The 23,446-nt window shown below is 74.4% G+C and carries 19 protein-coding genes; 10 read left to right on the forward strand and 9 right to left on the reverse strand.

Translation table 11 applies throughout. From position 1 onward, the window contains the following. Window positions 1–1,271: 1,271 nt before the first annotated feature. Window positions 1,272–3,839 carry an ABC transporter permease gene (locus ACQEVU_RS42995; RefSeq protein WP_433334206.1) on the reverse strand — a complete coding sequence of 856 codons (2,568 nt, stop codon included), beginning with the start codon at window positions 3,837–3,839 and terminating at the stop codon, window positions 1,272–1,274. A 38-nt stretch (window positions 3,840–3,877) separates the two neighbouring features. Between ACQEVU_RS42995 and ACQEVU_RS43000 the strand changes: the two genes are divergently transcribed. The 3 genes from ACQEVU_RS43000 to ACQEVU_RS43010 are packed head-to-tail and all read left to right on the forward strand — an operon-like array spanning window position 3,878 to window position 4,926. Next, window positions 3,878–4,243 carry a YidH family protein gene (locus tag ACQEVU_RS43000; protein ID WP_433334208.1) on the forward strand — a complete coding sequence of 122 codons (366 nt, stop codon included), beginning with the start codon at window positions 3,878–3,880 and terminating at the stop codon, window positions 4,241–4,243. Beyond that, window positions 4,240–4,539: a DUF202 domain-containing protein gene (locus ACQEVU_RS43005; protein ID WP_433334210.1), complete on the forward strand. Its 300-nt coding sequence runs from the start codon at window positions 4,240–4,242 to the stop codon at window positions 4,537–4,539. Before ACQEVU_RS43000 ends, ACQEVU_RS43005 begins: the two co-directional genes overlap by 4 nt. 27 nt (window positions 4,540–4,566) lie before the next feature. Beyond that, window positions 4,567–4,926 carry a PLDc N-terminal domain-containing protein gene (locus ACQEVU_RS43010; RefSeq protein ID WP_433334212.1) on the forward strand — a complete coding sequence of 120 codons (360 nt, stop codon included), beginning with the start codon at window positions 4,567–4,569 and terminating at the stop codon, window positions 4,924–4,926. A gap of 36 nt (window positions 4,927–4,962) precedes the next feature. On the opposite strand, the gene ACQEVU_RS43015 is transcribed toward ACQEVU_RS43010, so the two are convergent. Together ACQEVU_RS43015 and ACQEVU_RS43020 are read right to left on the reverse strand one after the other, a co-directional pair. Then, window positions 4,963–5,850, reverse strand: coding sequence for a diacylglycerol/lipid kinase family protein (locus ACQEVU_RS43015; protein WP_433334214.1), 888 nt, complete (start codon window positions 5,848–5,850; stop codon window positions 4,963–4,965). A 94-nt stretch (window positions 5,851–5,944) separates the two neighbouring features. Next, window positions 5,945–6,727 (reverse strand): DUF1206 domain-containing protein, encoded by a 783-nt coding sequence (locus ACQEVU_RS43020; protein ID WP_433334216.1) that lies wholly within the window; start codon window positions 6,725–6,727, stop codon window positions 5,945–5,947. 36 nt (window positions 6,728–6,763) lie between these two features. Between ACQEVU_RS43020 and ACQEVU_RS43025 the strand changes: the two genes are divergently transcribed. From ACQEVU_RS43025 to ACQEVU_RS43035, 3 genes are read left to right on the forward strand one after another with little or no spacing between them, the layout of a single operon-like run. Continuing rightward, window positions 6,764–8,245 (forward strand): phosphatase PAP2 family protein, encoded by a 1,482-nt coding sequence (locus ACQEVU_RS43025; RefSeq protein WP_433334218.1) that lies wholly within the window; start codon window positions 6,764–6,766, stop codon window positions 8,243–8,245. Continuing rightward, on the forward strand, window positions 8,242–9,768 hold the full coding sequence (locus ACQEVU_RS43030) for a phospholipase D family protein (protein ID WP_433334220.1): 1,527 nt from the start codon (window positions 8,242–8,244) through the stop codon (window positions 9,766–9,768). The genes ACQEVU_RS43025 and ACQEVU_RS43030 overlap by 4 nt, the downstream gene beginning before the upstream one ends. Before the next feature lie 51 nt (window positions 9,769–9,819). After that, entirely contained in the window at window positions 9,820–10,500 is a 681-nt protein-coding gene (locus ACQEVU_RS43035; RefSeq protein ID WP_433334222.1) for a phosphonatase-like hydrolase, read from the forward strand. A gap of 66 nt (window positions 10,501–10,566) precedes the next feature. On the opposite strand, the gene ACQEVU_RS43040 is transcribed toward ACQEVU_RS43035, so the two are convergent. From ACQEVU_RS43040 to ACQEVU_RS43055, 4 genes are read right to left on the reverse strand one after another with little or no spacing between them, the layout of a single operon-like run. Continuing rightward, the gene (locus tag ACQEVU_RS43040) at window positions 10,567–12,189 is read right to left on the reverse strand and encodes an acetolactate synthase (protein ID WP_433334224.1); all 1,623 of its coding nucleotides are present in this window, start codon (window positions 12,187–12,189) and stop codon (window positions 10,567–10,569) included. A gap of 47 nt (window positions 12,190–12,236) precedes the next feature. Then, window positions 12,237–14,099, reverse strand: coding sequence for an Hsp70 family protein (locus tag ACQEVU_RS43045; protein ID WP_433334226.1), 1,863 nt, complete (start codon window positions 14,097–14,099; stop codon window positions 12,237–12,239). Between the two features lie 10 nt (window positions 14,100–14,109). After that, window positions 14,110–15,918, reverse strand: coding sequence for an Hsp70 family protein (locus ACQEVU_RS43050; protein WP_433334228.1), 1,809 nt, complete (start codon window positions 15,916–15,918; stop codon window positions 14,110–14,112). A gap of 10 nt (window positions 15,919–15,928) precedes the next feature. Then, a complete protein-coding gene (locus ACQEVU_RS43055; RefSeq protein ID WP_433334230.1) occupies window positions 15,929–16,399 on the reverse strand; it encodes a DUF6232 family protein in 471 nt (156 codons plus the stop codon). Between the two features lie 80 nt (window positions 16,400–16,479). Between ACQEVU_RS43055 and ACQEVU_RS43060 the strand changes: the two genes are divergently transcribed. Then, on the forward strand, window positions 16,480–17,256 hold the full coding sequence (locus ACQEVU_RS43060) for an enoyl-CoA hydratase/isomerase family protein (protein ID WP_433335328.1): 777 nt from the start codon (window positions 16,480–16,482) through the stop codon (window positions 17,254–17,256). On the opposite strand, the gene ACQEVU_RS43065 is transcribed toward ACQEVU_RS43060, so the two are convergent. Next, a complete protein-coding gene (locus ACQEVU_RS43065; RefSeq protein WP_433334232.1) occupies window positions 17,253–18,035 on the reverse strand; it encodes an ABC transporter ATP-binding protein in 783 nt (260 codons plus the stop codon). The genes ACQEVU_RS43060 and ACQEVU_RS43065 overlap by 4 nt on opposite strands. Window positions 18,036–18,114: 79 nt before the next feature. Between ACQEVU_RS43065 and ACQEVU_RS43070 the strand changes: the two genes are divergently transcribed. Both ACQEVU_RS43070 and ACQEVU_RS43075 read left to right on the forward strand, forming a co-directional pair. Further along, on the forward strand, window positions 18,115–19,086 hold the full coding sequence (locus tag ACQEVU_RS43070; RefSeq protein ID WP_433334234.1) for an ABC transporter ATP-binding protein: 972 nt from the start codon (window positions 18,115–18,117) through the stop codon (window positions 19,084–19,086). Then, on the forward strand, window positions 19,083–20,078 hold the full coding sequence (locus ACQEVU_RS43075) for an ABC transporter permease subunit (protein WP_433334236.1): 996 nt from the start codon (window positions 19,083–19,085) through the stop codon (window positions 20,076–20,078). Before ACQEVU_RS43070 ends, ACQEVU_RS43075 begins: the two co-directional genes overlap by 4 nt. 353 nt (window positions 20,079–20,431) lie before the next feature. On the opposite strand, the gene ACQEVU_RS43080 is transcribed toward ACQEVU_RS43075, so the two are convergent. Beyond that, window positions 20,432–21,604 carry an ROK family transcriptional regulator gene (locus tag ACQEVU_RS43080; protein WP_433334238.1) on the reverse strand — a complete coding sequence of 391 codons (1,173 nt, stop codon included), beginning with the start codon at window positions 21,602–21,604 and terminating at the stop codon, window positions 20,432–20,434. Between the two features lie 218 nt (window positions 21,605–21,822). Here ACQEVU_RS43080 and ACQEVU_RS43085 point away from each other — a divergent pair, with 218 nt between their 5' ends. Next, entirely contained in the window at window positions 21,823–23,274 is a 1,452-nt protein-coding gene (locus ACQEVU_RS43085) for a glycoside hydrolase family 3 protein (protein WP_433334241.1), read from the forward strand. Window positions 23,275–23,446: the final 172 nt, after the last annotated feature.

The raw sequence follows: 23,446 nt of genomic DNA on the forward strand, positions 1-23,446 counted from the left end.
CGGGGCGCAGGCAGGGCGCGGCGCGAGGCGCGACGCGGGCGCAGGGCGCGGGCAGGGCGCGGCGCGAGGCGCGACGCGGGCGCGGGCGCGGGCGCGGGCGCAGGCGCGGGCGCGGGCGCGGGGCGCAGGCACGGAGCGGGCGCGGGGGCGCGGAGCGGGCGCGGGGCGCGGAGCGGGCGCGGGGCGCGGAGCGGGCGCGGGGGCGCGGAGCGGGCGCGGGGGCGCGGAGCGGGCGCGGGGCGCGGAGCGGGCGCGCGGCGCGGGCGCGGGGCGCAGGCAGGGCGCGGCGGCGAGGCGCGACGCGGGCGCGGGCGCGGGGCGCAGGCAGGGCGCGGCGCGAGGCGCACGGCGCGACGCGGGCGCGGGCGCGGGGCGCAGGCACGGAGCGGGCGCGGCGAGCGGCGCGGGCGCGCGGCGCGGGCGCGGGGCGCGGGCAGGGCGCGGCGCGAGGCGCAGGGCGCGACGCGGGCGCGGGCGCGGGGCGCAGGCACGGAGCGGGCGCGGCACGCGGCGCGGGCGCGGGGCGCGGGCCGGGCACGACGCTGGCGCAGGCACGGGCGTGGCGCCGGCACAGCGCGGGCGCGGGGCGCGGGCCGTGAGGACGGGATCGGAGGTTTGGTGCAGGCACGCAAGCGGCGCGCACGCGGTTGGGCAGCCTCAGACGCCGGCGCCTGCGGCTGCCCGGCTGGTCCGCGGACAATAGCCGAAGAAGTGGCCGTGCGCGACGCACAGCGAGCCGGGCGCAGGCTGGCCCTGGCTGGCGATACCCCGCGGCCGGGGCCGGCGAAATCGCCGTACGCGGCGCGCACGGGCAGAACCCAGGCCCGGCCGGGCCGACGGAACCACACCGGGGCCAGGGCCGACGAAATGGCCGTGGGCGGCGTGCAGCGGGCCGAAGGCAAGCCGGCGGGCCGACCAGGCAGTTCCGAGGCCAGGGCCGGCGAAATGACCGTGCGCGGCGGGCGGCGGCGGCAGCAGCAGGGCGGGGCGGCAGCAGAGCGGGGCGGCAGCAGAGCGGGGCGGCAGCAGGGCGGGCAGAGCCGGCGGCGGAACTACTCCGCAGTCATGGCCGGCGAAAATGGCCGTGCGTGGCGCACGGTGAGCCGGAAAGCGGAGCGGGCGCAGCCAGCGAAACCAGGCCGCGGTCAGGGCTCGCGAAATGGCCGTGCGGGGCGGAAGCAGGGCGGGGCGGAAGCAGGGCGGGGCGGAAGCAGGGCGGGGCGGAAGCAGGGCGGGGCGGAAGCAGGGCGGGGCGGGAGTAGGGGGCGGAGCTAGTCCGCGGTCATGGCCGATGAGATGGCCGTGCGCGTTGCGCGGCGGGACGGGGGCAGGGCGGCCAGGGCCGCCGCGCACGTCGCCAGCAGTGCGTACAGCGCGATCTGCGCGACCGGCACGACCGGGTGGCCGTGGCCGTACTGGCGGATGAGGCCGACGGCGGCCGCGGCGCCCGTCAGGACGCCCAGAGCGGTGCCGGCCGTGGCGCCGACGGCGGACATCAGCATCGCCTCCAGGATCAGGGTGGCGCGCAGTTGAGGGCGGGACAGGCCCAGGGCGCGCAGCAGGGCCGACTCGCGGGTGCGCTCCAGGACCGACAGGGCGAGGGTGTTGGCGATGCCGGTCAGGGCGATCACGATCGACATGCCCAGCAGGGCCGAGAAGACCAGCAGCTGGCGGTCCAGGGTTTCGGTGAGGCGTTCGCGCCACTCGGCCTGGCTGGCGACCTGGAGGCGGGGGTCCTGGCGCACGGCGTCGTCGACGGCGGCGCGCGACGTCTCCGGTGTGACGCCCTCGGCGGCCTTGACCAGGACGGAGTCGGGCTGGGCGGGGCCGAAGGCCTTGGCGTAGTCGGACCAGTCCAGCAGGACCTCGCCCGGGGTGGGGGCGTCGTCGTAGAGGGCCACCACGCGCAGGGTGAGCGGCGGGCCCGAGCGGGGGTGGAGGACCAGGCTGGAGCCGACCTTCAGGGCGGCGCCGGCGGCGAAGGGGATCTTCACGGCCGCGGTGCCGGGGCCGAACGACGATAGGGAGCCGGACATGACCTCGGGGCGCAGCGAGGTGTCCAGGGCGCCGGGCTCCATGGACCAGACCTCGCCGCGGCGGGCGGCCACGTCGGCGTCGCGGCTGCGGGCACCGGCCACGGCGGCGAACTCCGGGCGGGCGTGCAGGGCGTCCAGGACGGGCGGCGGGATCTCCGGGCCCTGCGGGCCGGGCTCCAGGGCGCGGGTCACGACGTAGTCGACGGAGAAGTTCTCGTCCAGCTCGCGCTCGGACTGCTCGCGGGTCGTGCCCAGCAGCACCGCGAACAGGCTCATCAGGGCCAGGCCGACCGCGAGGGCGCCGGTCGTGGCGGCGACGCGCTTCGGGTTGCGGCGGGCGCCGGCGACGGCCAGGCGGGCGGGGGCGCCGAAGAGGCGGGACGGCAGCCAGCCCGCCCAGGCCGTGAGGCGGCCGATCACGAAGGGGCCGGCGGCGACCGCGGCGGCGAACAGGGCGATGGCGCCCGTGAAGACGACGGGGACGCCCAGGAAGCCGGGGGCGCGCGTGCCGGCGGCGGTCACGGCGGCGCCCACGGCGGCCAGCAGCCACGCGGCCGACAGCCGGCGGCGGCGGTGGGCCGGGACCGCGGCCTCCAGCGGGGCGTTGCTGAGGGCGGCCATCGGCGGGACGCGGCTCGCGGTCAGGGCCGGCAGCAGCGAGGCGAGCGCGGTGGCCACGGTGCCGGCGGTCAGGCCGACGACGATCGTGGACGGGGACACGACGAGGCGGTCGATGCGCACCGCGTGGCCGAGCGCGTCGCGGCCGACGAGGAGGACCCAGCCGACGGCGGCGCTGGCCAGCAGGCCGCCCGTGGAGGCCACGACGCCGACGACCAGGGCCTCGAGCACGACCGAGCCGAACAGCTGGCGGCGCGACGCGCCGACGCAGCGCAGCAGGGCGAGCTCGCGGACGCGCTGGGCGACCAGGATCGCGAACGTGTTGGCGATGACGAAGACGGAGACGGCCAGCGCGACCAGGCCGAAGGCGAAGAGCACGACCAGGAAGCCGTCGACGTACTTCGCGGCCGCCACCGCATACACCCGGCGCAGCGCGTCGCCGGACAGGACGTGGGCGGTGCCGCCCAGGCTCGCGCGCATCGTGGCGGCCATCCGCGACTCGCTCACGCCGGGCGCGGCCGTGGCGACGATCTCGGCGTAACCGGTGGCACCGGCGACGGTGCGCATGTCGGCGGGGGTCAGCGCGGCCACGCTGTGGCCCGCGAAGCGCTTGTTGGCGCCCAGGTCGAACGTGCCGACCAGGGTCAACGGGACCGGGCGGGCGTCCGGGCCGATGACCGACACGGTGTCGCCCAGGTGGAAGGCGTAGGCGTCGAACGTGGTGGCGTCGATCGCGATCTCGCCGTCGCGCGCCGGCAGGCGGCCGGCCGACGTGTCGAACATCGACAGCGCCGGGTCGGACGGGGTCGACACCGCCCAGCCCGGGCGGCCGAAGTTGGCGATCAGGCCGCCGCGGCCGTCGAGCATCGACAGGCGCTCGGCCAGCCGGCCGTCGGCGCGGGCGACGCCGGGCGCCGCACGGACCTTGTCGAGGGCGTCGAAGGGCAGGCGGCGCGACGTTTCGGCGAAGCCGGAGCCGCGGTCGCCGAACGGCAGGCGCTCGGGGCCGGCCGACGCGTCGACGTTGCGGGCGGCGCGGGCGAGGTCGTCGTAGAACGCCGTGCGCGCGGTGTCGCCGTAGACGAGCGTGCCGGCGAGGAATCCCACACCGATCATGACGGCGACCGCGGTCAGCACAAGTCGTACCTTGTGAGCACGCAGTCCGGCGAGCGTCGTTCGGAGCACGAGGCGACTGTACTGAGGGGGTATGACAGTTCATGTCGATGTGGTCGACGGTCCGGCTCTGGTTCGATCCCGACGAGGTGCGCTCGGTCGGCAGCACGCCCGACTACCGGTTCTCGCTGGCCAACGAGCGCACGTTCCTGGCCTGGCTGCGCACCGCGCTGGCGCTGATCGGCGGCGGGCTCGCGGTCGCGCAGTTCCTGCCCGAGCACCGGCTGCGCATCGTGATCGGGGTGTCACTGCTCGCGCTCGGGGGGCTGGTGGCGATCCGCGCGGTCGATCACTGGGCCCGCAGCGAGCGGGCGATGCGGCTGGGTGAGGCGCTGCCGCCGTCGCGCTTCCCGGCCATTCTCGCCCTCGTCGTCACCCTCGGCGCGGCCGCGCTGCTGATCGCGACGCTGCTGTGAGCGAGCGACCGCCGCCACCGGGCGCGCAGCTGGAGCGCACCCAGCTGTCGTGGCGGCGCACGCTGATCTCGGTGACCGTGGTCGCGCTGCTGCTGGCGCGCCTGGCCGCCGTACACCTGACAGGCGCGCCGGCCGCCGCCGCCCTCGCCGCCGTCGCGCTCATCTGGGCCGCCGTGGTGTGGCTCGTCCGCCGCCGCCTGACCTCGGTCACCACCCCCGTCGGGCGATCGCTGCCCGCGCTGGTCACGCTCATTCTGCTGTACTGCGTGATGGCCACCCTGTTGCTGATGTCATGACCCCCTTCGCTGAGTCATGATGGCGCCATGGGACGCGCACTGCCCTTCCTGATCGTGCTGGTCGCAACGCTGATCGCACTGATCGACTGCCTGTCCTCGGAGCGCGAGGACATCCGCGGGCTGCCCAGGCCCGTCTGGCTCCTGCTGATCCTGCTCGTGCCGATCATCGGCCCGGTGGCGTGGTTCTTCGCCGGGCGCCCCATCTCGCTCGAGCAGCGGGCGGGGGTGATCGCCGGTGGCCGCAGCCGCCGCCGGGTGACCGCCCCCGACGACGACCCCGACTTCCTCCGGGGCATCGACACGACCCAGTCGCGCAACGACGCTGAGCTGCTGCGCCGCTGGGAGGAAGACCTGAAACGCCGCGACGACGAGAACCCCGGCACATAGCGCGGAAGGAGCGCCACCGGCGCCGGAGGCAAAGGGTCAGACCCGCGGGACGCAGACGATGAGCGCGCCCGGGCGTACGCGGGCGGCCAGACGCCGTTCGGCCGCGATCGCGTCGCCGTCCAGCTCGCGGGGCTCGTCGCGGGTCGCGAGGATCTCCACCGCGCGGGCGCGGAATGTCTCCAGGCCGTGCGACGCTCCCCCGCGGCCCAGCATCACCCCGCCGGCCAGGCGCACCCAGTCCGACAGGTGGCTCGGCGCGAGCACCGCCACGTCGAGCAGGCCGTCGTCCGGCTCGGCGCCGGGCAGCAGCGGGATGCCGCCCTGCAGCCGGCCCACGTTGGCCACGAGCACCGTGCTGGCCGTGCGGTGGTGCCACCGGCCGCCGTCGAGGCGGATGCGCACCGACATGCGGCGGCGGGTGAGATTGCGCAGCCCGGACGCGACGTACGCGGCCACGCCGAAGCGGCGCTTGGCCTCGTCGGGGGTCTGCTCGACCATGGCGGCGTCGAAGCCGATGCCGGCCATCACCGTGAACACGCCGGCGCCCTCGACCTCGCCGACGTCGATGCGCCGCCGCACGCCGGACACGGCGACCGCGACCGCCTCGGGCACCGTGCGCGGGATGCCGAGGTTGGCGGCGAGCAGGTTGCCGGTGCCGGACGGGACGAGCGCGACCGCGACGTCGGTGCCGGCCAGCTCGCCGGCGACGGCCATCACGGTGCCGTCGCCGCCGCAGACGAGCACCACCTCCGCGCCGGCCGCGGCGGCCTCGCGGGCCATGCCGCAGCCCGGGTCCTCGGGCGTCGTGGGCAGCCACAGCGGCTCGGGCCAGCCGGCCTCCGCCAGCGCGGCGCAGAGCTCACGGCGCCGCTCGTCGAGGTCAACGACCTTCGCCGGGTTGATGATCACAGCCGACCTCGTCACGAAGCAGCCCCCAAAATGCCGACACCAGCGAAGCGCGTCACGAAGCCGCCCCCAGAAAGCCGAGACAGCCTCCAACAAAACCGGCCAGAGCGCGTCATGTGCCGACCTTGCGGTACCGGGCCTGGAAGAAGCAGTAGACCCCGAAGGCGGCGACGCCCAGCGCGACCGCCAGCAGCAGAAACTTCCCGAACGGCTGCCCGGCCAGCGTGTGCAGCGCCGCGTCCAGCCCGCGTGACTTCTGCGGGTCGTTGGTGACCGCCGCGTCCACCAGCAGGTACCCCACGATGCCGAACGCCGCCCCCTTCGCCACGTAGCCGATCTGCCCGGCCCGCACCGCCGCCGTGCGCGCGTGGGCCTGCGCGACGGCGAGCTTGCGCGCGAACTTGCGCTTCCAGCCGTACCACATCATGCCCAGGCCGAACCCGAGCACCGCGAGGCCCACGAGCCCCACCAGCCACACCCCCGCCGGCTTGGCCATGATGCCGGCCGCCGCCTGCTGCTGTTGCTGCGCGCTGGACGACGGCGCGCCGACCACGACCTTGCCGGCCGTCCAGGCGAGGACGCAGTAGACGATCACGCGGGCGCCCGAGAAGACGCGCTCCATCACGCGGTCGCGCCCATGCGACTCGCGGTGGCCCCATACGGCCAGGATCGCCTGCCAGACGGCCAGCGCGACGAGGCACACGATGACGAACCACAGCAGGAGCTCGCCGAACGGCTGCGTGGCGAGCTTCTGGAAGGCGCCGGACTGGTCGCCCTCCACGCTGTTCTGGCCGAGGGCGATCTGCGCGGCCACCCAGGCCAGCGCGAGGTGCAACAGCCCGTAGCCGACGAAGCCGACCCGCGTCAGCCACTTCAGGAGATCGTTGTTCGTCATGTTCTGGCAATCCCCAGTTTGGGCATGACGGCAAACGTGAAGGGTGACAGAGCCACGCTGTGGCGCATGGGTGGTTTCGGCGCTGCGGCGCTGGTGTTCACGGCCCTGGTGATCGCCGTACGGGTGCGATGGGTGCCGATGGAGTCGCTCGATCGGGGCGTGGCGAACGACCTGAACGCGGTCATCGCCCCGAGCCGTTTCCTGGTCGCGCTCATGGGCGGCATCAGCCGGCTGGGCAGCTTCGGCGTCCTCGGCTGGCTCGTCGGCATCGGCGCGACGGTGCTGGTGTTCCGGCGGCGGTACCGCCTGGGCGCCTTCCTCCTGGCCGCCGCCCTCGGCGGCCTCATCCTGGACCCGTCGCTCAAGCTGGCGGTGGGCCGGCTGCGCCCCGTCGTCGAGCAGCCGGTCGCGCACGGGGGCGGCAACAGCTTCCCCAGCGGCCACTCCCTCAACTCCTTCATCTGCTACACCGCGCTGCTGCTGGTGTTCCTGCCGGCGCTGCGCCCCGCGTGGCGCCGCCCGGCCCTGATCGGCGTGGGCACGCTCGTGGTGCTCATCGGCTTCAGCCGCCTCGCGCTGGGCGTGCACTTCGTGTCCGACGTGATCGGCGGCTGGTCGCTGGGCGCGGCCTGGGTCGGGCTGTGCGCGGCCGCGTTCGAGCTGGCACGGCACGAGCAGGGGCGCCGCGTCACCCACCCGCTGGAGGAGGGCCTCGAGCCGGAGTCGGCGCCCGAGCTGCACCTGACGGAGCACCCGCGGCCGGAGCCGAAACAGCGCTACGTCGCGCCCGCGGCCGGGCTCGTGGCCGCGTGGGTGTTCACCTTCGGCGCGCTCGTGGCGCTCGGCCTGCCGCTGGCCCACTACCGGCACGGCAACGGCAACGTGCTCGGCGACCACACGATCCCGCACTGGTTCGCCGCGCACCGCTCGGCCGCGATGGACCGGATCGGCTCCCTCGGCGGCACCGTCGGCAACACCCACGCGATCCTCGCGATCGGGCTGGCCATCGGCGCGGTCGCGCTCGCCGTCACACGCCGCTGGCGCCCCGTGGTGTTCCTGGCCGTCGTCATGTTCGGGGAGCTGACGCTGTTCCTGGCCGCGGCCGCGATCACCGGGCGCGCCCGGCCCGACGTGCCGAACCTCGACGGGAAGCTGCCGACGTCGAGCTTCCCGTCCGGGCACGTCGCGGCGACGATCTGCGTGTGGGCGGTCGCGGCCGTCCTCGTGCTGGGGCACACCCGCGCGTGGTGGCGCTGGCTGCTGGTCGCCGCGGCCGTCGTGATGCCGCTGTGGGTGGCGGTGGCGCGGATGTACCGCGGCATGCACCACCCAACCGACATCGTCGGCAGCTGCGTCCTGGCGGCCCTGTGGACGGCCGCCGCGTGGTGGGTCCTCCGGCCGAACCGCGACACCGGCGACAGCCCGAACCCCGAGACCCCGAACCGGGACGCCCCAAACCGCGAAGCCCCGGACCAGAACGCCACGAGCCGGACCGCGCTGAGCCGGACCGCGCCGTGAGCCACCTCACCGACTGGTTCCTCGACGCCCGGGAGCGCGGCAACTCACACACCAGGCTCGCGCCGTGGACCGAGGGCAACGCCGCACGGCCGCTCATCGACGGCCGCACGTACTACGACGCGCTGCTGCCGGCCGTGCGCCGCCTGCGCCGCGGCGACCTGCTGCTGTTCACCGACTGGCGCGGCGACCCCGACCAGCGCCTCGACGGCCCCGGCACCGAGATCTCCGCGGTGCTGTGCGAGGCCGCCCGCCGCGGCGTCGTGGTCAAGGGCCTGGTGTGGCGCTCGCACCTGGACCGGCTGCGGTTCAACGAGCAGGAGAACCAGCACCTCGGCGAGGAGATCGAGGCGGCCGGCGGCGAGTGCCTGCGCGACATGCGCGTGCGCGCGGGCGGCTCGCACCACCAGAAGTTCATCGTCCTGCGCCACCCGGGCCGGCCCGAGCTCGACGTCGCGTTCGTCGGCGGGATCGACCTGTGCCACGGGCGCGGCGACTCCGGCGCCCACGAGGGCGACGCGCAGGCCATCTCGATGGCGCCGGTGTACGGGCCGCGCCCGCCGTGGCACGACATCCAGCTCGAGCTGCGCGGGCCGGTCGTCGGGCAGGTCGAGGCCACGTTCCGGGAGCGCTGGGAAGACCCGACGCCCCTGTCGCGCAACCCGCTGTTCTGGCTGCACGACCGGCTGGAGCACGAGGACCTGCACGCCGACCCGCTGCCGCCGCAGCTGCCGGACCCGCCGCCGGCCGGTGACCTCGCCGTGCAGCTGCTGCGGACGTACCCGCACCTGCGCACCGGCCCGTACCCGTTCGCCCCCGACGGCGAGCGCAGCGTCGCCCGCGGCTACCGCAAGGCCGTCGGGCGGGCGCGGCGGCTGGTGTACATCGAGGACCAGTACCTGTGGTCACCGCAGGTCGCGAGCTGCTTCGCCGACGCGCTTCGGGCCACGCCCACGCTGCACCTGGTGGCGCTCGTGCCCCGATACCCCGACGCGCCCGGGCGAATCGGCGGGACCCCACAGCTGTACGGCCGGGAGCGCGCCCTGGCGATGCTGCGCGCGGCCGGCGGCGACCGCGTGCACGTCTACGCGCCGGAGAACGCGCAGGGCACGCCGATCTACGTGCACGCCAAGGTCTGCATCATCGACGATGCGTGGGCGACGATCGGCTCCGACAACGTGTCGCTGCGGTCGTGGACGCACGACTCGGAGCTCACCTGCGCGGTCGCGGACCCGTCCGGCGGCTACGCGCGCCGTTTGCGTCGCCGGCTCGCGCTGGAGCACACAGGCATCGATCTCGATGATGACGATCCGGCAACATTCATCGATGCATTTGAGCGCTCGGCGGCCGGCCTGCAATCCTGGTACGACGACGGATCCCGTGGCCCGCGCCCGTCCGGTCGGCTCCGGCCGTACGAGGCGCCCACGCTCCGGTGGTGGACGCGCCGGTGGTCGGGAGTGCTCTACCGCTTCGTGCACGACCCCGACGGACGACCCCGCGCACTGCGCCGAGCGGGTGCCTTCTGACGGTTTTGTGCCGTTCACTCTCCGGTCTTCTGGCCGTGCTCCCATCGCGGGATGACCGCGTGGCAACTGGCCTGCATTGACATGGCAGGCACTACGGTGCGTGATGACGGCCTGGTCGAGCAGGCCTTCACGGTGGCCTTCGCCGGAGAGGGCGTGGCCCCGGGCACCCCGCAATACGAGCGCATGCTCGCCGTCGTGCGCAAGACGATGGGGCAGAGCCGGATCGAGGTGTTCCGGCTGCTGCTGGACGGCGACGAGCAGCGCGCCCAGGCCGCCAACGAGACGTTCGAGGAGGCGTACGGGCTGCTCGTCGACGAGGGCGCCGTGCTGCCGATCCCCGGCGCCATAGAGGCGATCAAGACGCTGCGCGCCAGCGGCATCAAGGTGGCGCTGACGACCGGGTTCGCCCGCGCCACGCAGGAGGCGATCATCGACGCGCTCGGCTGGTGGGGCCAGGTCGACCTGGTGCTCTCCCCCGCCGACGCCGGCCGCGGCCGGCCCTTCCCGGACTTCATGCTCGTCTCGGCGCTCAAGCTCGGCGTCGAGGACGTGCGCCGGATGCTCGTCGTCGGCGACACGCCGCTGGACCTCATCGCCGGCCAGCGCGCGGGCGCGGGCCTGCTCGTCGGCGTCCTGACCGGCGCGGGCGACCGGGCGGCGCTGCAGGCCGCCGGCGCCAACGAGGTGATCGGCTCGATCGGCGAACTGCCCCGCCTGCTCGGCCTGGAGTAGACCCCCGGGCGTTACCGCACAGACCCACCCACAAGGTTCCCGGCCCAACCACCCACAAGGTGGTGCTCAGGCCAGATTCGACGAGCGGGGGTAGGCGTCCTCCGGATCGGTGAGCACATTCACCAGGTACGGCACGCCCGAGGCGAATGCGCGCCCCAGCGCCCCCGCGAGATCGCCGGGCTTCTCCACCGTCTCGCCCGCGCCCCCGAGCGCCTTGACGACATCGTCGTAGCGCAGCCCGGGCTGCAGGTCGGCCGCCAGGTCGTAGCCGTAGATCTGGCGCATCGGGTGCTTCTCCAGGCCCCAGATGCCGTTGTTGCCGACCACGATGACGACCGGCAGCTGCTGGCGCACGAGCGACTCGACGTCCATGAGCGAGAACCCGGCCGCGCCGTCGCCCATGAGGACGCAGATCTGGCGGTCCGGGTACGTGATCCGGGCCCCCATCGCGTAGCCCATGCCGGTGCCGAGGCAGCCGTACGGCCCCGGGTCGAGCCAGGTGCCCGGCCGGGCCGGCTCGAGGTACTTGCCGGCGTAGGAGACGAAGTCGCCGCCGTCGCCGATGGTGACCGCGTCCTCGGCCAGCACCTTGCGCAGCTCGCCGTAGACGCGGCCGGGCTTGATCGGGTCGGTGTCGGCCTCGAGCGCCTCGGTCTCCTTGGCCCTCGCCGCGTTCTCCGCCGCGCGCAGCGTGGCGATCCACTCCTCGTGGTCGGCGACGAGGCCGCCGTACGCCGCGAAGGCCGTCAGGACCAGCCGCAGGTCGCCGGTCGGCGCCGCGGCCGGGGTGACGTGCCCGGCCCGCTGCGCGGCCGCGTCGGTGACGTGCACGACCTGCGCGCCGCCGAAGTCGCCGAAGCCGAGCCGGAAGTCCAGCGGCGTGCCGATGACGGCCACGACGTCGGCGCCGCCGAACGCGGGCTTGCGCGCCCGCGCGAACGCGAGGGGATGATCGGGCGGCAGCGTGCCGCGCCCCATGCCGTTGGCGAACACGGGGATGCGCAGCGCCTCGGCGGCCTCCCGCAGCGCGGCGGTGGCGTCGCCGGCCCAGACGTCCGATCCGGCGACGATGACCGGCCGCTGGGCCGCGGCCAGGAGGCTGACGGCGCGGTGGACCTCGTCCGGATCGGGTTCCTCCAGCGGTACACCGGGAGCAGGCTCCTCCACGATCCCGTCCGCGGTCGAGAAGACCACCTCGAGGGGCAGGTCGACGAAGACCGGTCCGCGGTGCGGGGTGAGCGCGGTCAGGGCCGCGGCGCGCATCCGCGCGTAGACCTCGTCGGTGGCGAAGATCGTCTCGGCGTGCTTGGTGACGGCGCGCACGACCGGCAGGTGGTCCATCTCCTGCAGGCTGCCCGAGCCCCAGCGGAACTGCGGCGCCCGGCCGCCGAGCACGACCACCGGTGCGCCGTTGAACATCGCGCTGGTCAGCCCGGACACGCCGTTGGTGACGCCCGGCCCGGCGGTGAGCACGGCCAGGCCCGGGCGGCGCTGCAGCTTGGCGACCGCCTCCGCGGCGAACACCGCGGACTGCTCGTGGCGCACGTCGACGATGCGCACGCCGGCCTTCTTCGCCGCGTCGTACAGCGGGAAGACGTGGCCGCCGGAGAGCGTGAACATCTCGGTGACCCCGAACCCACGCAGCGCCGCCAGCGCCAGGTCCCCGCCGTGCCCGTCGATCGTCGTCATGCGCGAATCCTACTCACGTTCTCCGGCGCGGGTGACCGGAGACACACTCACGGATTACCGGAGCCGAGCCAGTTCGCGACCGGCTGCGGCCAGCGGTCGGTCGTCAGCCGGTACGACACGCACCCGGCCGCCAGCGGCGTCACCACGATCAGCACGAGCACCAGCAGGGTGAGCATGAAACGGCCGGCCGGGCTGCGACGCGGGCGCGAGCCGTCGTACACCTTCGTGGCCGCCGACGGTCGCGTGGGGGCCGGCGCCGGGACCGGGGGCGGCGGCGACGGCCGGACGGGCGCCGGCTTGGGCGGCGCGTTGTCGGTCCGGAACGCCTGGCCGTACTCGTCGTAGCGCGTGGATGCCTCGGGCACCCCGCCGGACACGAACACCCGGCCCTGGCGCGCGGGCCGGTTCGGCGGCGCGGACACCGGCGGCGACGAGACGGGAGGGGATGGGATGGGCGGCGAGGAGATGGGCGGCGACGACACCGGCGGCGAGGAGACCGGAGGCGGCGCGGACACCGGCGGCGACGAGACCGGAGGCGACGAGATCGGAGGCGGCGCGGACACCGGATGCACGGGCGGAGGGGCCGAGACGGGGAACGCCGGGCCGGGACTCTCGGGCCACAGCGGGCCGCCGCCCGGGGGCGACGACACGGGCGTGGGGTTGAACCCGCCCGCGGGCGGCATCGTGAAGACCTCGGCGGGCGGCGCGGAAACCGGCCCGGAGGCCGGGGACACGGGGCCGGGCGCCGGCGGCCCGGGCTGCCAGGACAGGCCGGTCACCTGCGGCAGCGCGCCGGTCAGCGGCCCGGGCGCGGGCGGGCCGCCGGTCGGGTCCACCGTCGAGCCGGCCAGCATGCTGCCCTCGGCGACGACCAGCTCCGGCTGCTCGATCGCGACCGGGGCCCGGCGCAGCTCGCGGTGCAGCAGCGTCGCCACCAGGGGCATCCGGCTGGACCCGCCGACCAGGAACACGCCGGCGATGGCGTCGTCGGGCAGCTGCGCCCAGCGCATCACGCCCTCGGTCACGCGCACCGTCTGCTTGATCATCGGCAGGGCGAGGGCTTCGAGCTCCTCCCGCGTCAGGTGTACGTCCACGTTGAGCAGCGGGATCGTCATGTCCGACGCGGGTTGGCGCGACAGGCGCTCCTTCGCCACCCGCGCGTCGTCCCACAGCAGGCGGCGGTGCCGGCGGTCCTCGACGGACTGGGGGCTCATCAGCCGCGCCCACTCCTGCGGCGCCCGCGGCTCGACCAGGGTGCCGATGTGCTTGACGACGGCGTTGTCGACGTCGACGCCGCCGATGTCGTCGCGCCCGTCGACCGCGAGGGCCTCGAAGCCGCCGTCGGTGCGCGCCACCACGCTCGCGTCGAAGGTGCCGGCCCCGAAGTCGTACACCACCACGACCTTCCCGACGCGCACGTCGTGGCCGAGGACCTGGGTGAAGTACGCGGCGGCGGCCACCGGCTCGGGCACGAGGCGCACCCGGCCCAGCCCGGCCGTCGCGGCGGCGTCGGCGATCGCCAGGCGCCGGGTGGCGCCCCACGACGCCGGCACGGTCACGGTCACCTCGGGCTCGACGCCGGGGACGGTGCGGGTGAACTCCTCGCGGACCCGGCGCAGCACCGCGGCGATCAGCTCGTTGACCGGGATCTCGCGGTCGCCGAGCAGCACCGTGCCGTCGTCGATGCGCCGCTTCGGGTTGGGCTCGAAGCGGGCCGGCTCGAGGCGGGCGCTGTGCACGGCGTCGCGGCCGACGATGATCGCGCCGCTGGGCTCCGCGTAGACGGACGAGGGCAGCAGCGGGGAGCCGTCGAAGAGCAGGGGCCGCGAGCGACCGTCCGGCCATCGCACGACCGCGACGGTGTTCGAGGTGCCGAAGTCGACCCCGAGCCGGATCGCTGGCGTAGGCATGCCCCGAAGTCTAGGCGGAAGGCACCAGCCCGGGCGGGGGCGGCTTGGGCCGGCGCGGCTTGGGCGGGCGCCGCATCCATCGCCGCGAGGCGGGCAGCAGCAGCGCCGCGCTCGAGGCCCCGAAGATGACGGCCGGGACGAACACCCACGGCCAGTAATGCTCGCTCGGCCGGATCAGCGCCGCGTTGCTCACCGCGACGATGACGCACAGCGCCAGGGGGTACCAGTGGTGGCCCCCGGCCGCCCGCCGCGCCCGGATCGCGCCGTGCAGCAGCAGCGTGGCCAGCACCGCGCAGATGCCCGCCCACTCGAAGCAGTCGGTGGCCGCGTCCTCGGGGGTCATGGACAGGTTCTGCGCGGCCGAGGCCGGATCCGACTTGATGACGATCGCCATGAACAGCAGCAGGGCCATCAGCATGTACAGCAGGATCCCGTAGGTCGTCATGAATCCCGCCGGCCACCGGATCGACCACGGCCCCAGGGACAGGGGCCGCGGCGCCATGACCATCTGCGGCGCCGGCACGTACACGACCTGTGGCGGCGGCGGGAAGTAGACCGGCGGCGGCGAGACCGGCCGGCGCGGCACCGGCGGGCTCAGCGGGCCGGTCCGCGGCGGGGCGGGCGACACCGGCGGCCCCGAGACCGACAGGCCGGGCGCCGGCGGCACCGGTCCTGGCAGCATCGGGACCGCCGGGACGGGCAACGCCGGCTGCGGCGCCGCGACCGCCGGGGCCGGCAACGCGGGCGGCGCCGGCGCGACCGGGCGGCCCGCCTTGACCCGCACCGCCTTGCCGACCAGCACCGCGCCCTCGGCCACCACCATCTCCGGCTGCTCGATCGTCACCGGCGGCCGCCCGAACTCGCGGTGCAGCTCGGTGGCGACCAGGGGCATCTGGCTCGCCCCGCCGACCAGGAAGATCCCGGCGATGCGGTCCGGCGTGAGCCGCGACAGGCGCAGCGTCTCGGCCAGGCTGCGCACCGAGCGCTCCACGAGCGGGCGGGCGGCGGCGTCGAACTCCTCGCGGGTGAGCGGCACGTCCACGTCCAGCAGCGGCACCATCACGGTCGCCGACGCCGCCCGCGAGAGCCGCTCCTTGGCCTCGCGCGCCTCGTCGCGCAGCTGGCGGGCGGCCCGCGGGTCGGCGGTCACCCGCGCCCAGCCGTCGGCCGGCACCGCGCGGCCGATCATCGCGACCACGAGCTCGTCGAAGTCCAGGCCGCCGAGGTCGTCGCGGCCGCCGACGGCGAGGACCTCGAAGCCGGCCGCGGTGCGGGCGACGACGCTGCCGTCGAAGGTGCCCGCGCCGAGGTCGTACACGACGACGGACGAGCCGACGGGCACCATGTTGCGCAGGACACGCACGAAGTAGGTTGCGGCGGCGACCGGCTCGGGGACGAGGGCGGCGCGGGGGAGGCCGGATCGGCGTACCGCATCCTGGAGCGTGTTGCGCCGCGTGGCGGCCCAGCCGGCGGGGTGGGTGACGGTCACCGCGTCCGGGGCGCCGCCCGCGGTGCGGGTGAACTCGGCCAGCACCCGCTGGAAGACCGCGGTCATCATCTCCTGCACGGGCACGTCGCGCGGGCCGAGCAGCACCGAGCCGTCGTCGATGCGCCGCTTCGGGTTGGGCTCGAAGCGCTCCGGCGCCCGGCGGGCGCTGTGCACGGCGTCGCGGCCCACGACGAGGCCGTTGGGGTCCAGCGACACGGCGGAGGGCAGCAGCGGCGAGCCGTCGAACAGGAGCGGGCGGGCGCGGCCGTCGGGCCAGCGGGCCACCGCAACCGTGTGCGACGTGCCGAAGTCGACGCCCAGGGCCACCATGCCGCGCAGTCTAGGCGGACTGCTCGACCGCCCGCTGGAGCGCTCGATAGATCTGCCCGAATTTGGGCGAGTCCGTTGTGGAATAGATCATCGAGTCCCCCGCGGCGGTGCGCACCCAGATCTCGTGCACGCCCTTGCCGTGGTCGTGGGCCCGGTCGAGCAGGTCCAGCAGGCCTTCGAGGCTGAACGCGACGATGCCGCCGATGACGATGACGGCGAGGATGCCGCCGGCGATGTACATGGTGCGCTGCTCGCCGGTGATGTCGATGCGGCGCGCGAAGACGCCGGCGGCGATGAGCAGGCCGATGACGAGCAGCACGGCGCCGCCGCGGGTGGCGAGCATGTATGCGCCGTGGCGCAGCCGCCCGGTGCGCTCGTGCCAGATGTATGTGAGGGTTTCCAGCGGGTACCAAGCTTCAGCGACGCGCACACCGCCGGAGCTGATGTGCACCACGTTGTCGCGGTAGTACGTGGTGGCCATGGCGCCTCTCACCGTACCGCCGAATAGGCTCCAGGCAACGACAACGACGTTGAGGAGACACTGTGGACCCGGTGAAAACGGTGAGTAGCCCGCTGGTGAGGCTGGAGGTCGCCGATGGCATCGGGACGATCCGCCTGGACCGCCCGCCGATGAACGCCCTGAACATCCAGGTGCAGGAGGAGTTGCGGGCCGCGGCGCAGGAGGCGACCGAGCGCGAGGACGTGCGCGCGGTGGTGCTCTACGGCGGCGAGAAGGTGTTCGCCGCGGGCGCCGACATCAAGGAGATGGCCGGCATGGGCTACGCCGCGATGGCCGCCCGCGCGGCCGCGCTCACGAGCGCCTTCGACGCCGTCGCGCGCATCCCGAAGCCCGTCGTCGCGGCGGTCACCGGCTACGCGCTCGGGGGCGGCTGCGAGCTGGCGCTGACCGCGGACTGGCGCGTCGCCGCCGAGGACGCGACGCTGGGCCAGCCGGAGATCACGCTGGGCATCATCCCGGGCGCCGGCGGCACCCAGCGGCTGGCCCGCCTCGTCGGCCCGGCCCGCGCCAAGGACCTCGTCATGACGGGCCGCTTCGTGCCCGCCGCCGAGGCGCTCGCGATGGGCCTGGTGGACAAGGTGGTACCGCGGGAGCAGGTCTACGAGGCCGCCCTCGCCCTCGTGCGCCCCTACGTCAACGGCCCGGCGCAGGCCCTGCGCGCGGCGAAGCTCGCCGTCGACGGCGGCCTCGACATGGACCTCGCCTCGGGCCTGCGGCTGGAGAGCCAGCTCTTCGCGGCGCTGTTCGCCACCGAGGACAAGCAGGAGGGCATGGCCGCGTTCGTCGAGAAGCGCAAGCCGGACTTCAAGGGCGTCTAAGCGGCCTGCGCGTGATAGCGGTCGTCGATCGTCGACACGCGCAGCGGCATACCGAACGTCTCGGACAGGTTTTCGGCGGTGATGGTGTCCCGGAGCAGCCCCTGGGCCACCACACCGCCGTCGCGCATCAGCATGGCGTTGGTGAATCCCGGCGGGATCTCCTCGACGTGGTGCGTGACGAGCACCAGCGCGGGCGCGTCCGGGTCGGCGGCGAGGGCGGCCAGGCGGCGCACCAGGTCCTCGCGGGCGCCGAGGTCGAGGCCGGCCGTCGGCTCGTCGAGCAGCAGCAGTTCCGGGTCGGTCATGAGCGCGCGGGCGATCTGCACCCGCTTGCGCTCGCCCTCCGACAGGGTGCCGTAGGTCCGGTCGGCGAGGTGCGCGACGCCGAACTGGTCGAGCAGGGCCAGGGCGCGGCCGTCGTCCATCGTGTCGTACCGCTCCCGGAAACGCCCGACGACCGCCCAGGAGGCGGTGAGCACGATGTCGCGGGCCGTCTCGTCGGGCGGCAGCGCCAGCCCGTTGGAGGTGAAGCCGAGGCGGGTCCTGAGCTCGGCGACGTTGGTGCGCCCGAGGCGCTCGCCGAGGACGGAGACCGAGCCGCGCGTCGGGAACATGCGCGCGCCGGCCAGGTTGAGCAGTGTCGTCTTGCCCGCGCCGTTGGGCCCGAGGATCACCCAGCGCTCGTCGAGCTCGACCTGCCAGCTCACCGAACGGATCAGGTCGCTGCGGTTGCGGGTGACCGTCGCATTCTCCACCGCGATGACAAGGTCATCTGACACGTGCCAATCCAACCACGGCCGGTTCATCGATGACTGGCGGGGCCCCGCGCGGGTGACCTAGGCCGTATTGTGCGCGGGGATGACACCGGCATTGGAGATACGCGGTCTGGTGAAGACCTACCAGAGCGTGTTCGGCAAACCGCGCGCCGCGATCGACCGGCTCGACATGCTCGTCGAGCCCGGCCAGATCCACGGCTTCCTCGGCCCGAACGGCTCCGGCAAGTCGACCACGCTCAAGACCCTGCTCGGGCTGCTGCGCGCCGACGGCGGCGAGATGCGGATCCTCGGCGAGCCCGTCCCGCGCCGCCAGGCCGACGTCGCGCCCCGCGTCGGCGCGATCGTCGAGGCGCCGGCGTTCTTCGGGAACTTCACGGGGTACAAAACCCTCTCACTGCTGGCGAAGGCCGGCGGCGTGCCGAAGGACCGGATCGGGACCGTGCTCAACCAGGTCGGGCTGGCCGACCGCGCCGAGGACCAGGTCCGCTCCTACTCCCTGGGCATGCGCCAGCGCCTCGCGGTCGCCTCCGCGCTGCTCAAGGACCCCGAGCTGCTCATCCTCGACGAGCCCAACAACGGCCTCGACCCGGCGGGCATCCGCGAGATGCGCGACCTGCTGCGCCGCCAGGCCGACCGCGGGATGACGGTGGTGATCTCCAGCCACATCCTGGCCGAGATCCAGCAGATCTGCGACTCCGTCACGATCATCTCCCGCGGCCGCACCGTCGGCGCCGGCCCGGTGTCGCAGGTGCTCGCCGTCGCCGACAAGGGCGCCTACCGCGTGCGCGTCGACGACCACCACCGCGCCGCCGAGATCCTCACCGGCGCGGGCGCCGAAGTCAGCGTGGCCGGCGACCACCTCATCGTCCACGACCTCGCCGACGCCTCGTGGGTGTCGCACGCCCTCGGCGTCAACGGCCTGTGGGTGCGCGAGCTCGCCCCGGTCGCCCAGCTCGAGGACGCCTTCCTGAGCCTCACCGGCGGCGCCCCGCGCGGCGGCGCGTTCCGCCCCGTCGACGACTCGGACTGGTCAGACGAGGAGCAATCGGTATGACCCGCCTTTTCGCCGCCGAGTGGTCGCGCCTGTTCAGCCGCCGCGTCACGCTGGTCACCCTGATCCTCATCGCCACCCTGCTGGCGCTGCTGACGTTCGGCTTCACCCTCACCCGCAGCACCCCGACCCCAGCCGAGATCGAGTCGGCCCGCGTGAACGCCGCGTCGGCCGCCGACATCTGGGACCACAACGTCGAGCACTGCTCCAACGTCCAGTCCGGCACCGACACCGCCGGCCCCGGCGAGCGCTTCCCGCGCGGCTGCGACTACGGCCCGCGCCCCACGCCCGAGTCGATGCTCGACTACGGCTTCTCGTTCCACCGCCAGTGGCCGTCGCTGTTCTACACCGCCGCGATCGTCCTGACGGTGTCCGGCTTCGTGCTCGGCGCCTCGTTCGTGGGCGTCGAGTGGAGCTCGGGCGGCATGGCCAACCTGCTGCTGTGGGCCCCCCGCCGCACCTCGGTCCTGGCCGCCAAGCTCCTCGCCGCCTGCGCGGGCGTCGGCCTCATTTCCGTGGTGTACCTCGGGGTCTGGACCGGCGCCTTCATGCTCGTGGCCGCGGGCAACGGCACGGTGAGCCAGATGACGGCCCCGGAGTTCGGCTCGCTGCTGCTCACGGCCGTGCGCGTCGTGCTGCTGGCGCTGGCCGGCACGACCCTCGGCTTCTCCATCGCCTCCCTGGGCCGCCACACGTCCACGGCTCTGGGCGTCGGCATGGCGTACCTGCTGGTGTACGAGCTCGGCACCCTGGTCCTCTTCAGCGTCATCCAGACCGTCGACTATTCGCAGCAGTACCGCCTGTCCAGCTACATCGCCGCCTGGCTCACGAAGAGCTTCACCTTCGACGCCGACGTGGCCTCGTGCCGCACGGGCTGCGTGCCGAAGGCCGGCTTCTCGGGCAGCTGGGAGCAGGGCGGCCTGGTGATCGCCGCGGTCGTGGCGGTCGTGGCGCTGGCCTCGTTCGTCTCGATGCGCCGCCGCGACGCCCGCTGATCGCTCTTGTCGGGGGGCGTCTGCGACAAGTCGGGCGCTCCGCGCCACGACTTGTCGGATTTATACGTCGGCGGGCGATAAATCGGCATGAAACGGCGGTGCACCGGACGTGACATGAGAAACGCTGCGAAACCTGGCGTTGGAGACCGTCCGGCGACAAGGCCGCCCGAACCGTACGGTCCGCATCCGGCCCGACCGCGGCCATCCCCGGAACGCATCCTCGCCAATGACCCACGGCTCCACACCCCGGGGCTCTCGCCCGACCCCGCGCGCTTGCGCCGACGAGGCGACCGCACGCCGGCTCCCGTGCTGCGATGAACGCGGTGTGCCAACCTTCGCGCGCCGTGGAAGTTTCACGCGGTGGAGCCGAAGACCTCCTCGCGTACCGCGTCCAGACCCGTCAGGATCGCGCCGTTCAGCACCGGCTCCGATGCCACCTCCGTCGGCACCACCCGCGGGGAGACCACGGCGATGGCGGCGACCTCATGCTGTACACGCTGGGCCAGATCGGCGCCGCCCGCCTGGCCGATCTCGCCGGCCAGGACCACCAGCTCCGGGTCGAGGACCAGGCCGACCGAGGCCACGCCCAGGGAGATGCGGCGGGCCAGCTCGTCCAGGAACGGGCTGCCCGCGGTGCCGGCGGCGATCGCGGCGCGCACCGCGTCCGCGGCGCCGGCCGCCTTGAAGCCGTGGGTCTTGGCGATGGAGCGCACGGCCGCCGCGTCCACCAGCGTGCGGAATCCGCTCTTCGAGCGGCGGGAGGCGTCGCGGCTCACCTGGGTGCCGGCGACCGGCAGGTAGCCGATCTCCCCCGCCGCCCCGACGCTGCCGCGGTGCAGGCGGCCGCCGAGGACGACGGCCGTGCCGACACCGCGGTCGAGCCAGACCAGCACGAAGTCCTGCGCGCCGATCGCGGCGCCGCTGTGCTGCTCGGCGATCGCGGCCAGGTTGACGTCGTTCTCGAAGACGACCGGGCGGTCGAGGTCCTCGCGCAGCGCCGTGAGCAGGCCGCGGTGCCAGCGCGGGAGGTCCCAGGCGAAGGTGATCTCGCCGCTCTTCGGGTCGACCAGGCCGGGCGTGCCGAGCACGATGCGGCGGAGGCGCTCGATCGGGGCGCCGGCGGCCGAGGCGGCCTCGATCACCGCGGCGTGGACGACCTTGACCGGGTCGTCGCCGTCGCCGATGGCCACGTCGGTGCGGCCCACGATGTTGCCCGTGATGTCCGCCACGCCGGCCACGACGTGGGCCGGGCCGGCGTCGACGCCGACGACGTACGCCGTGGCGGGTACCACCGCGTACATCTGCGCGTTGGGGCCGCGGCCGCCGGCCTGCTCGCCCACGCGGGCGACCAGGCCGCGCTCCTCCAGCCGCTCCACCAGCTGCGATGCGGTGACCTTGGACAGGCCGGTCAGCTCGCCGAGCTGGGCTCGGGTCAGCGGGCCGCGGCTCAGTAGCAGCTCCAGGGCGGCTCGGTCGTTGAGGGCGCGCAGCAGTCGGGGCGTGCCTGGAAGTCGGGCGGAACTCATCGTGACAAAGACCCCTAGTATTTAGGAAACTTTCCTATTAGCGTGCCACAAGCAACCTATTGGGAAAGCGTACGGTCGGACCACCCACTCGGCCTACGCACAACCGGTCAAAAAGCTCTTACGATCGTGGATAGCGCATCGGACGAGTGTGCAGCATCCGGCCTCGACGACGCCGTCGGCCGATGCGGCGGACGCGTCCGTGCTGAGGGGGGAACATCGTGTCGACCGATCCCGGACTCCGCCGGCTGGCCCTGGGGACGCTGCTGGGCGCCTTCAGAGGAGAGCAGGCCCCGACGTGGGCCGTGGATCTCCTCGCCGAGGGGATGGCCGGACACCTGCTGTTCGGGTTCAACATCGTCGAGCGCGAGCAGCTCGCCGCACTGACGCGGAGCCTGCACGCGGCGCGCGACGGCGTGCTGATCGCCATCGACGAGGAGGGTGGCGACGTCACACGGCTGGCGCACCGCAGCGGCAGCCCCTACCCGGGCAACGCGGCGCTCGGCGCCCTGGGTGACCCCGCCGTCACCCGCAGGGTGTACCGCACCATCGGCGCCGAGCTCGACCAGCTGGGCATCAACCTCAACCTGGCGCCCACCGTCGACGTGAACACGGCCGACGACAACCCCATCATCGGTACGCGCAGCTTCGGCGCCGACCCGATCGCCGTCGCCACGCACACCGCCGCCGCCGTCCTCGGCCTGCAGGGCGCGGGCGTCGCGGCGTGCGCCAAGCACTTCCCCGGCCACGGCGCGACGCTGGCCGACTCGCACCTGGAGCTGCCCACCGTCGACATCGACGCCGCCCTGCTGCGCGGCCGGGAGCTGCCGCCGTTCGTCGCCGCGATCGAGGCCGGCGCCAAGTCGATCATGACCGCGCACATCCGCGTGCCGGCCCTGACCGGCGACGCCCCCGCCACGTTCAGCCGCGCCGTCCTCGTCGACCTGCTGCGCCGCGACCTGGGCTTCACCGGCGTGGTCGTCACCGACGCCCTGGAGATGCTCGGCGCGGCCCGCTACGCCGGCGGCATCCCGGCCGGCGCCGTGCTCGCCCTGAACGCGGGCGCCGACCTGCTGTGCATCGGCGCCGACATCGACGAGGACATCACGAACGCCTGCGCCGAGGAGATCGTGGCCGCGGTACGGGACGGGCGGCTGCCACTCGCCCGCCTCGAGGAGGCCGTGGGCCGGGTCGCCGAACTCTCGGCGTGGACCCGCAGCGGCTCGCGCACCGATCGGGAGGAGCCGGGCCTCGGCTACCCGGCGGCGCTGGGCGCGGTGCGCATCGAGGGCACCCACGAGCGGGGCGGGGCGCCGCTCGTCGTACAGCTGGAGTCCGAGTCGTCGATCGCCGCCGGGCGGGTGCCGTGGGGCCTGGGGCCGCACATCAACGGCACCGAGCAGCTGCGCGTCGTCGCCGCCAAGGCCGACCCGGCCGAGCTGCGCGCCCGGGCGGGCGCGCGGCCGATCGTGGTCGTCGGCCGCAACGTGCACCGGCTGACGGGCGCGCGGGCGCTGGTCGAGGAGCTGGCCACGACGCACGCGGTCACGGTGGTCGAGATGGGCTGGCCGTCGTCGTGGCGGCCGAGCGGCGCGCGGGCGTTCATCACCACCTGGGGCGCGAGCCACGCCAACGGCCGCGCCGCCGCCGAGACCCTCGGCCTGGCCGCCTGAGTGCACTTTTCGCTCCACGATCATGCGATTCCACCCCGGCAAACCGCATGATCGTGGAGCGAAGCGTCACCGGTTCAGCTGAGCGCGCCGCAATCGTCCGCTCAACGCACGCCGCGGCATCCCTAAAGCCGGTCCGACTGAGGGTGCCCCAACCGACCGCTCACTGCACCCA

Source organism: Dactylosporangium sp. CA-139066 (assembly GCF_050936175.1).
Lineage (GTDB): Bacteria > Actinomycetota > Actinomycetes > Mycobacteriales > Micromonosporaceae > Dactylosporangium.

Coding starts and splice junctions, on each gene's coding strand:
- ACQEVU_RS43055 (WP_433334230.1), bottom strand. CDS start 16,399: ATGGCCACCACGTACTACCGCGACAACGTGGTGCACATCAGCTCCGGC.
- ACQEVU_RS43050 (WP_433334228.1), bottom strand. CDS start 15,918: ATGGTGGCCCTGGGCGTCGACTTCGGCACGTCGCACACGGTTGCGGTG.
- ACQEVU_RS43035 (WP_433334222.1), top strand. CDS start 9,820: ATGACCGCGTGGCAACTGGCCTGCATTGACATGGCAGGCACTACGGTG.
- ACQEVU_RS43080 (WP_433334238.1), bottom strand. CDS start 21,604: ATGAGTTCCGCCCGACTTCCAGGCACGCCCCGACTGCTGCGCGCCCTC.
- ACQEVU_RS43020 (WP_433334216.1), bottom strand. CDS start 6,727: ATGACGAACAACGATCTCCTGAAGTGGCTGACGCGGGTCGGCTTCGTC.
- ACQEVU_RS43045 (WP_433334226.1), bottom strand. CDS start 14,099: ATGCCTACGCCAGCGATCCGGCTCGGGGTCGACTTCGGCACCTCGAAC.
- ACQEVU_RS43075 (WP_433334236.1), top strand. CDS start 19,083: ATGACCCGCCTTTTCGCCGCCGAGTGGTCGCGCCTGTTCAGCCGCCGC.
- ACQEVU_RS43010 (WP_433334212.1), top strand. CDS start 4,567: ATGGGACGCGCACTGCCCTTCCTGATCGTGCTGGTCGCAACGCTGATC.
- ACQEVU_RS43040 (WP_433334224.1), bottom strand. CDS start 12,189: ATGACGACGATCGACGGGCACGGCGGGGACCTGGCGCTGGCGGCGCTG.
- ACQEVU_RS43070 (WP_433334234.1), top strand. CDS start 18,115: ATGACACCGGCATTGGAGATACGCGGTCTGGTGAAGACCTACCAGAGC.
- ACQEVU_RS43000 (WP_433334208.1), top strand. CDS start 3,878: ATGTGGTCGACGGTCCGGCTCTGGTTCGATCCCGACGAGGTGCGCTCG.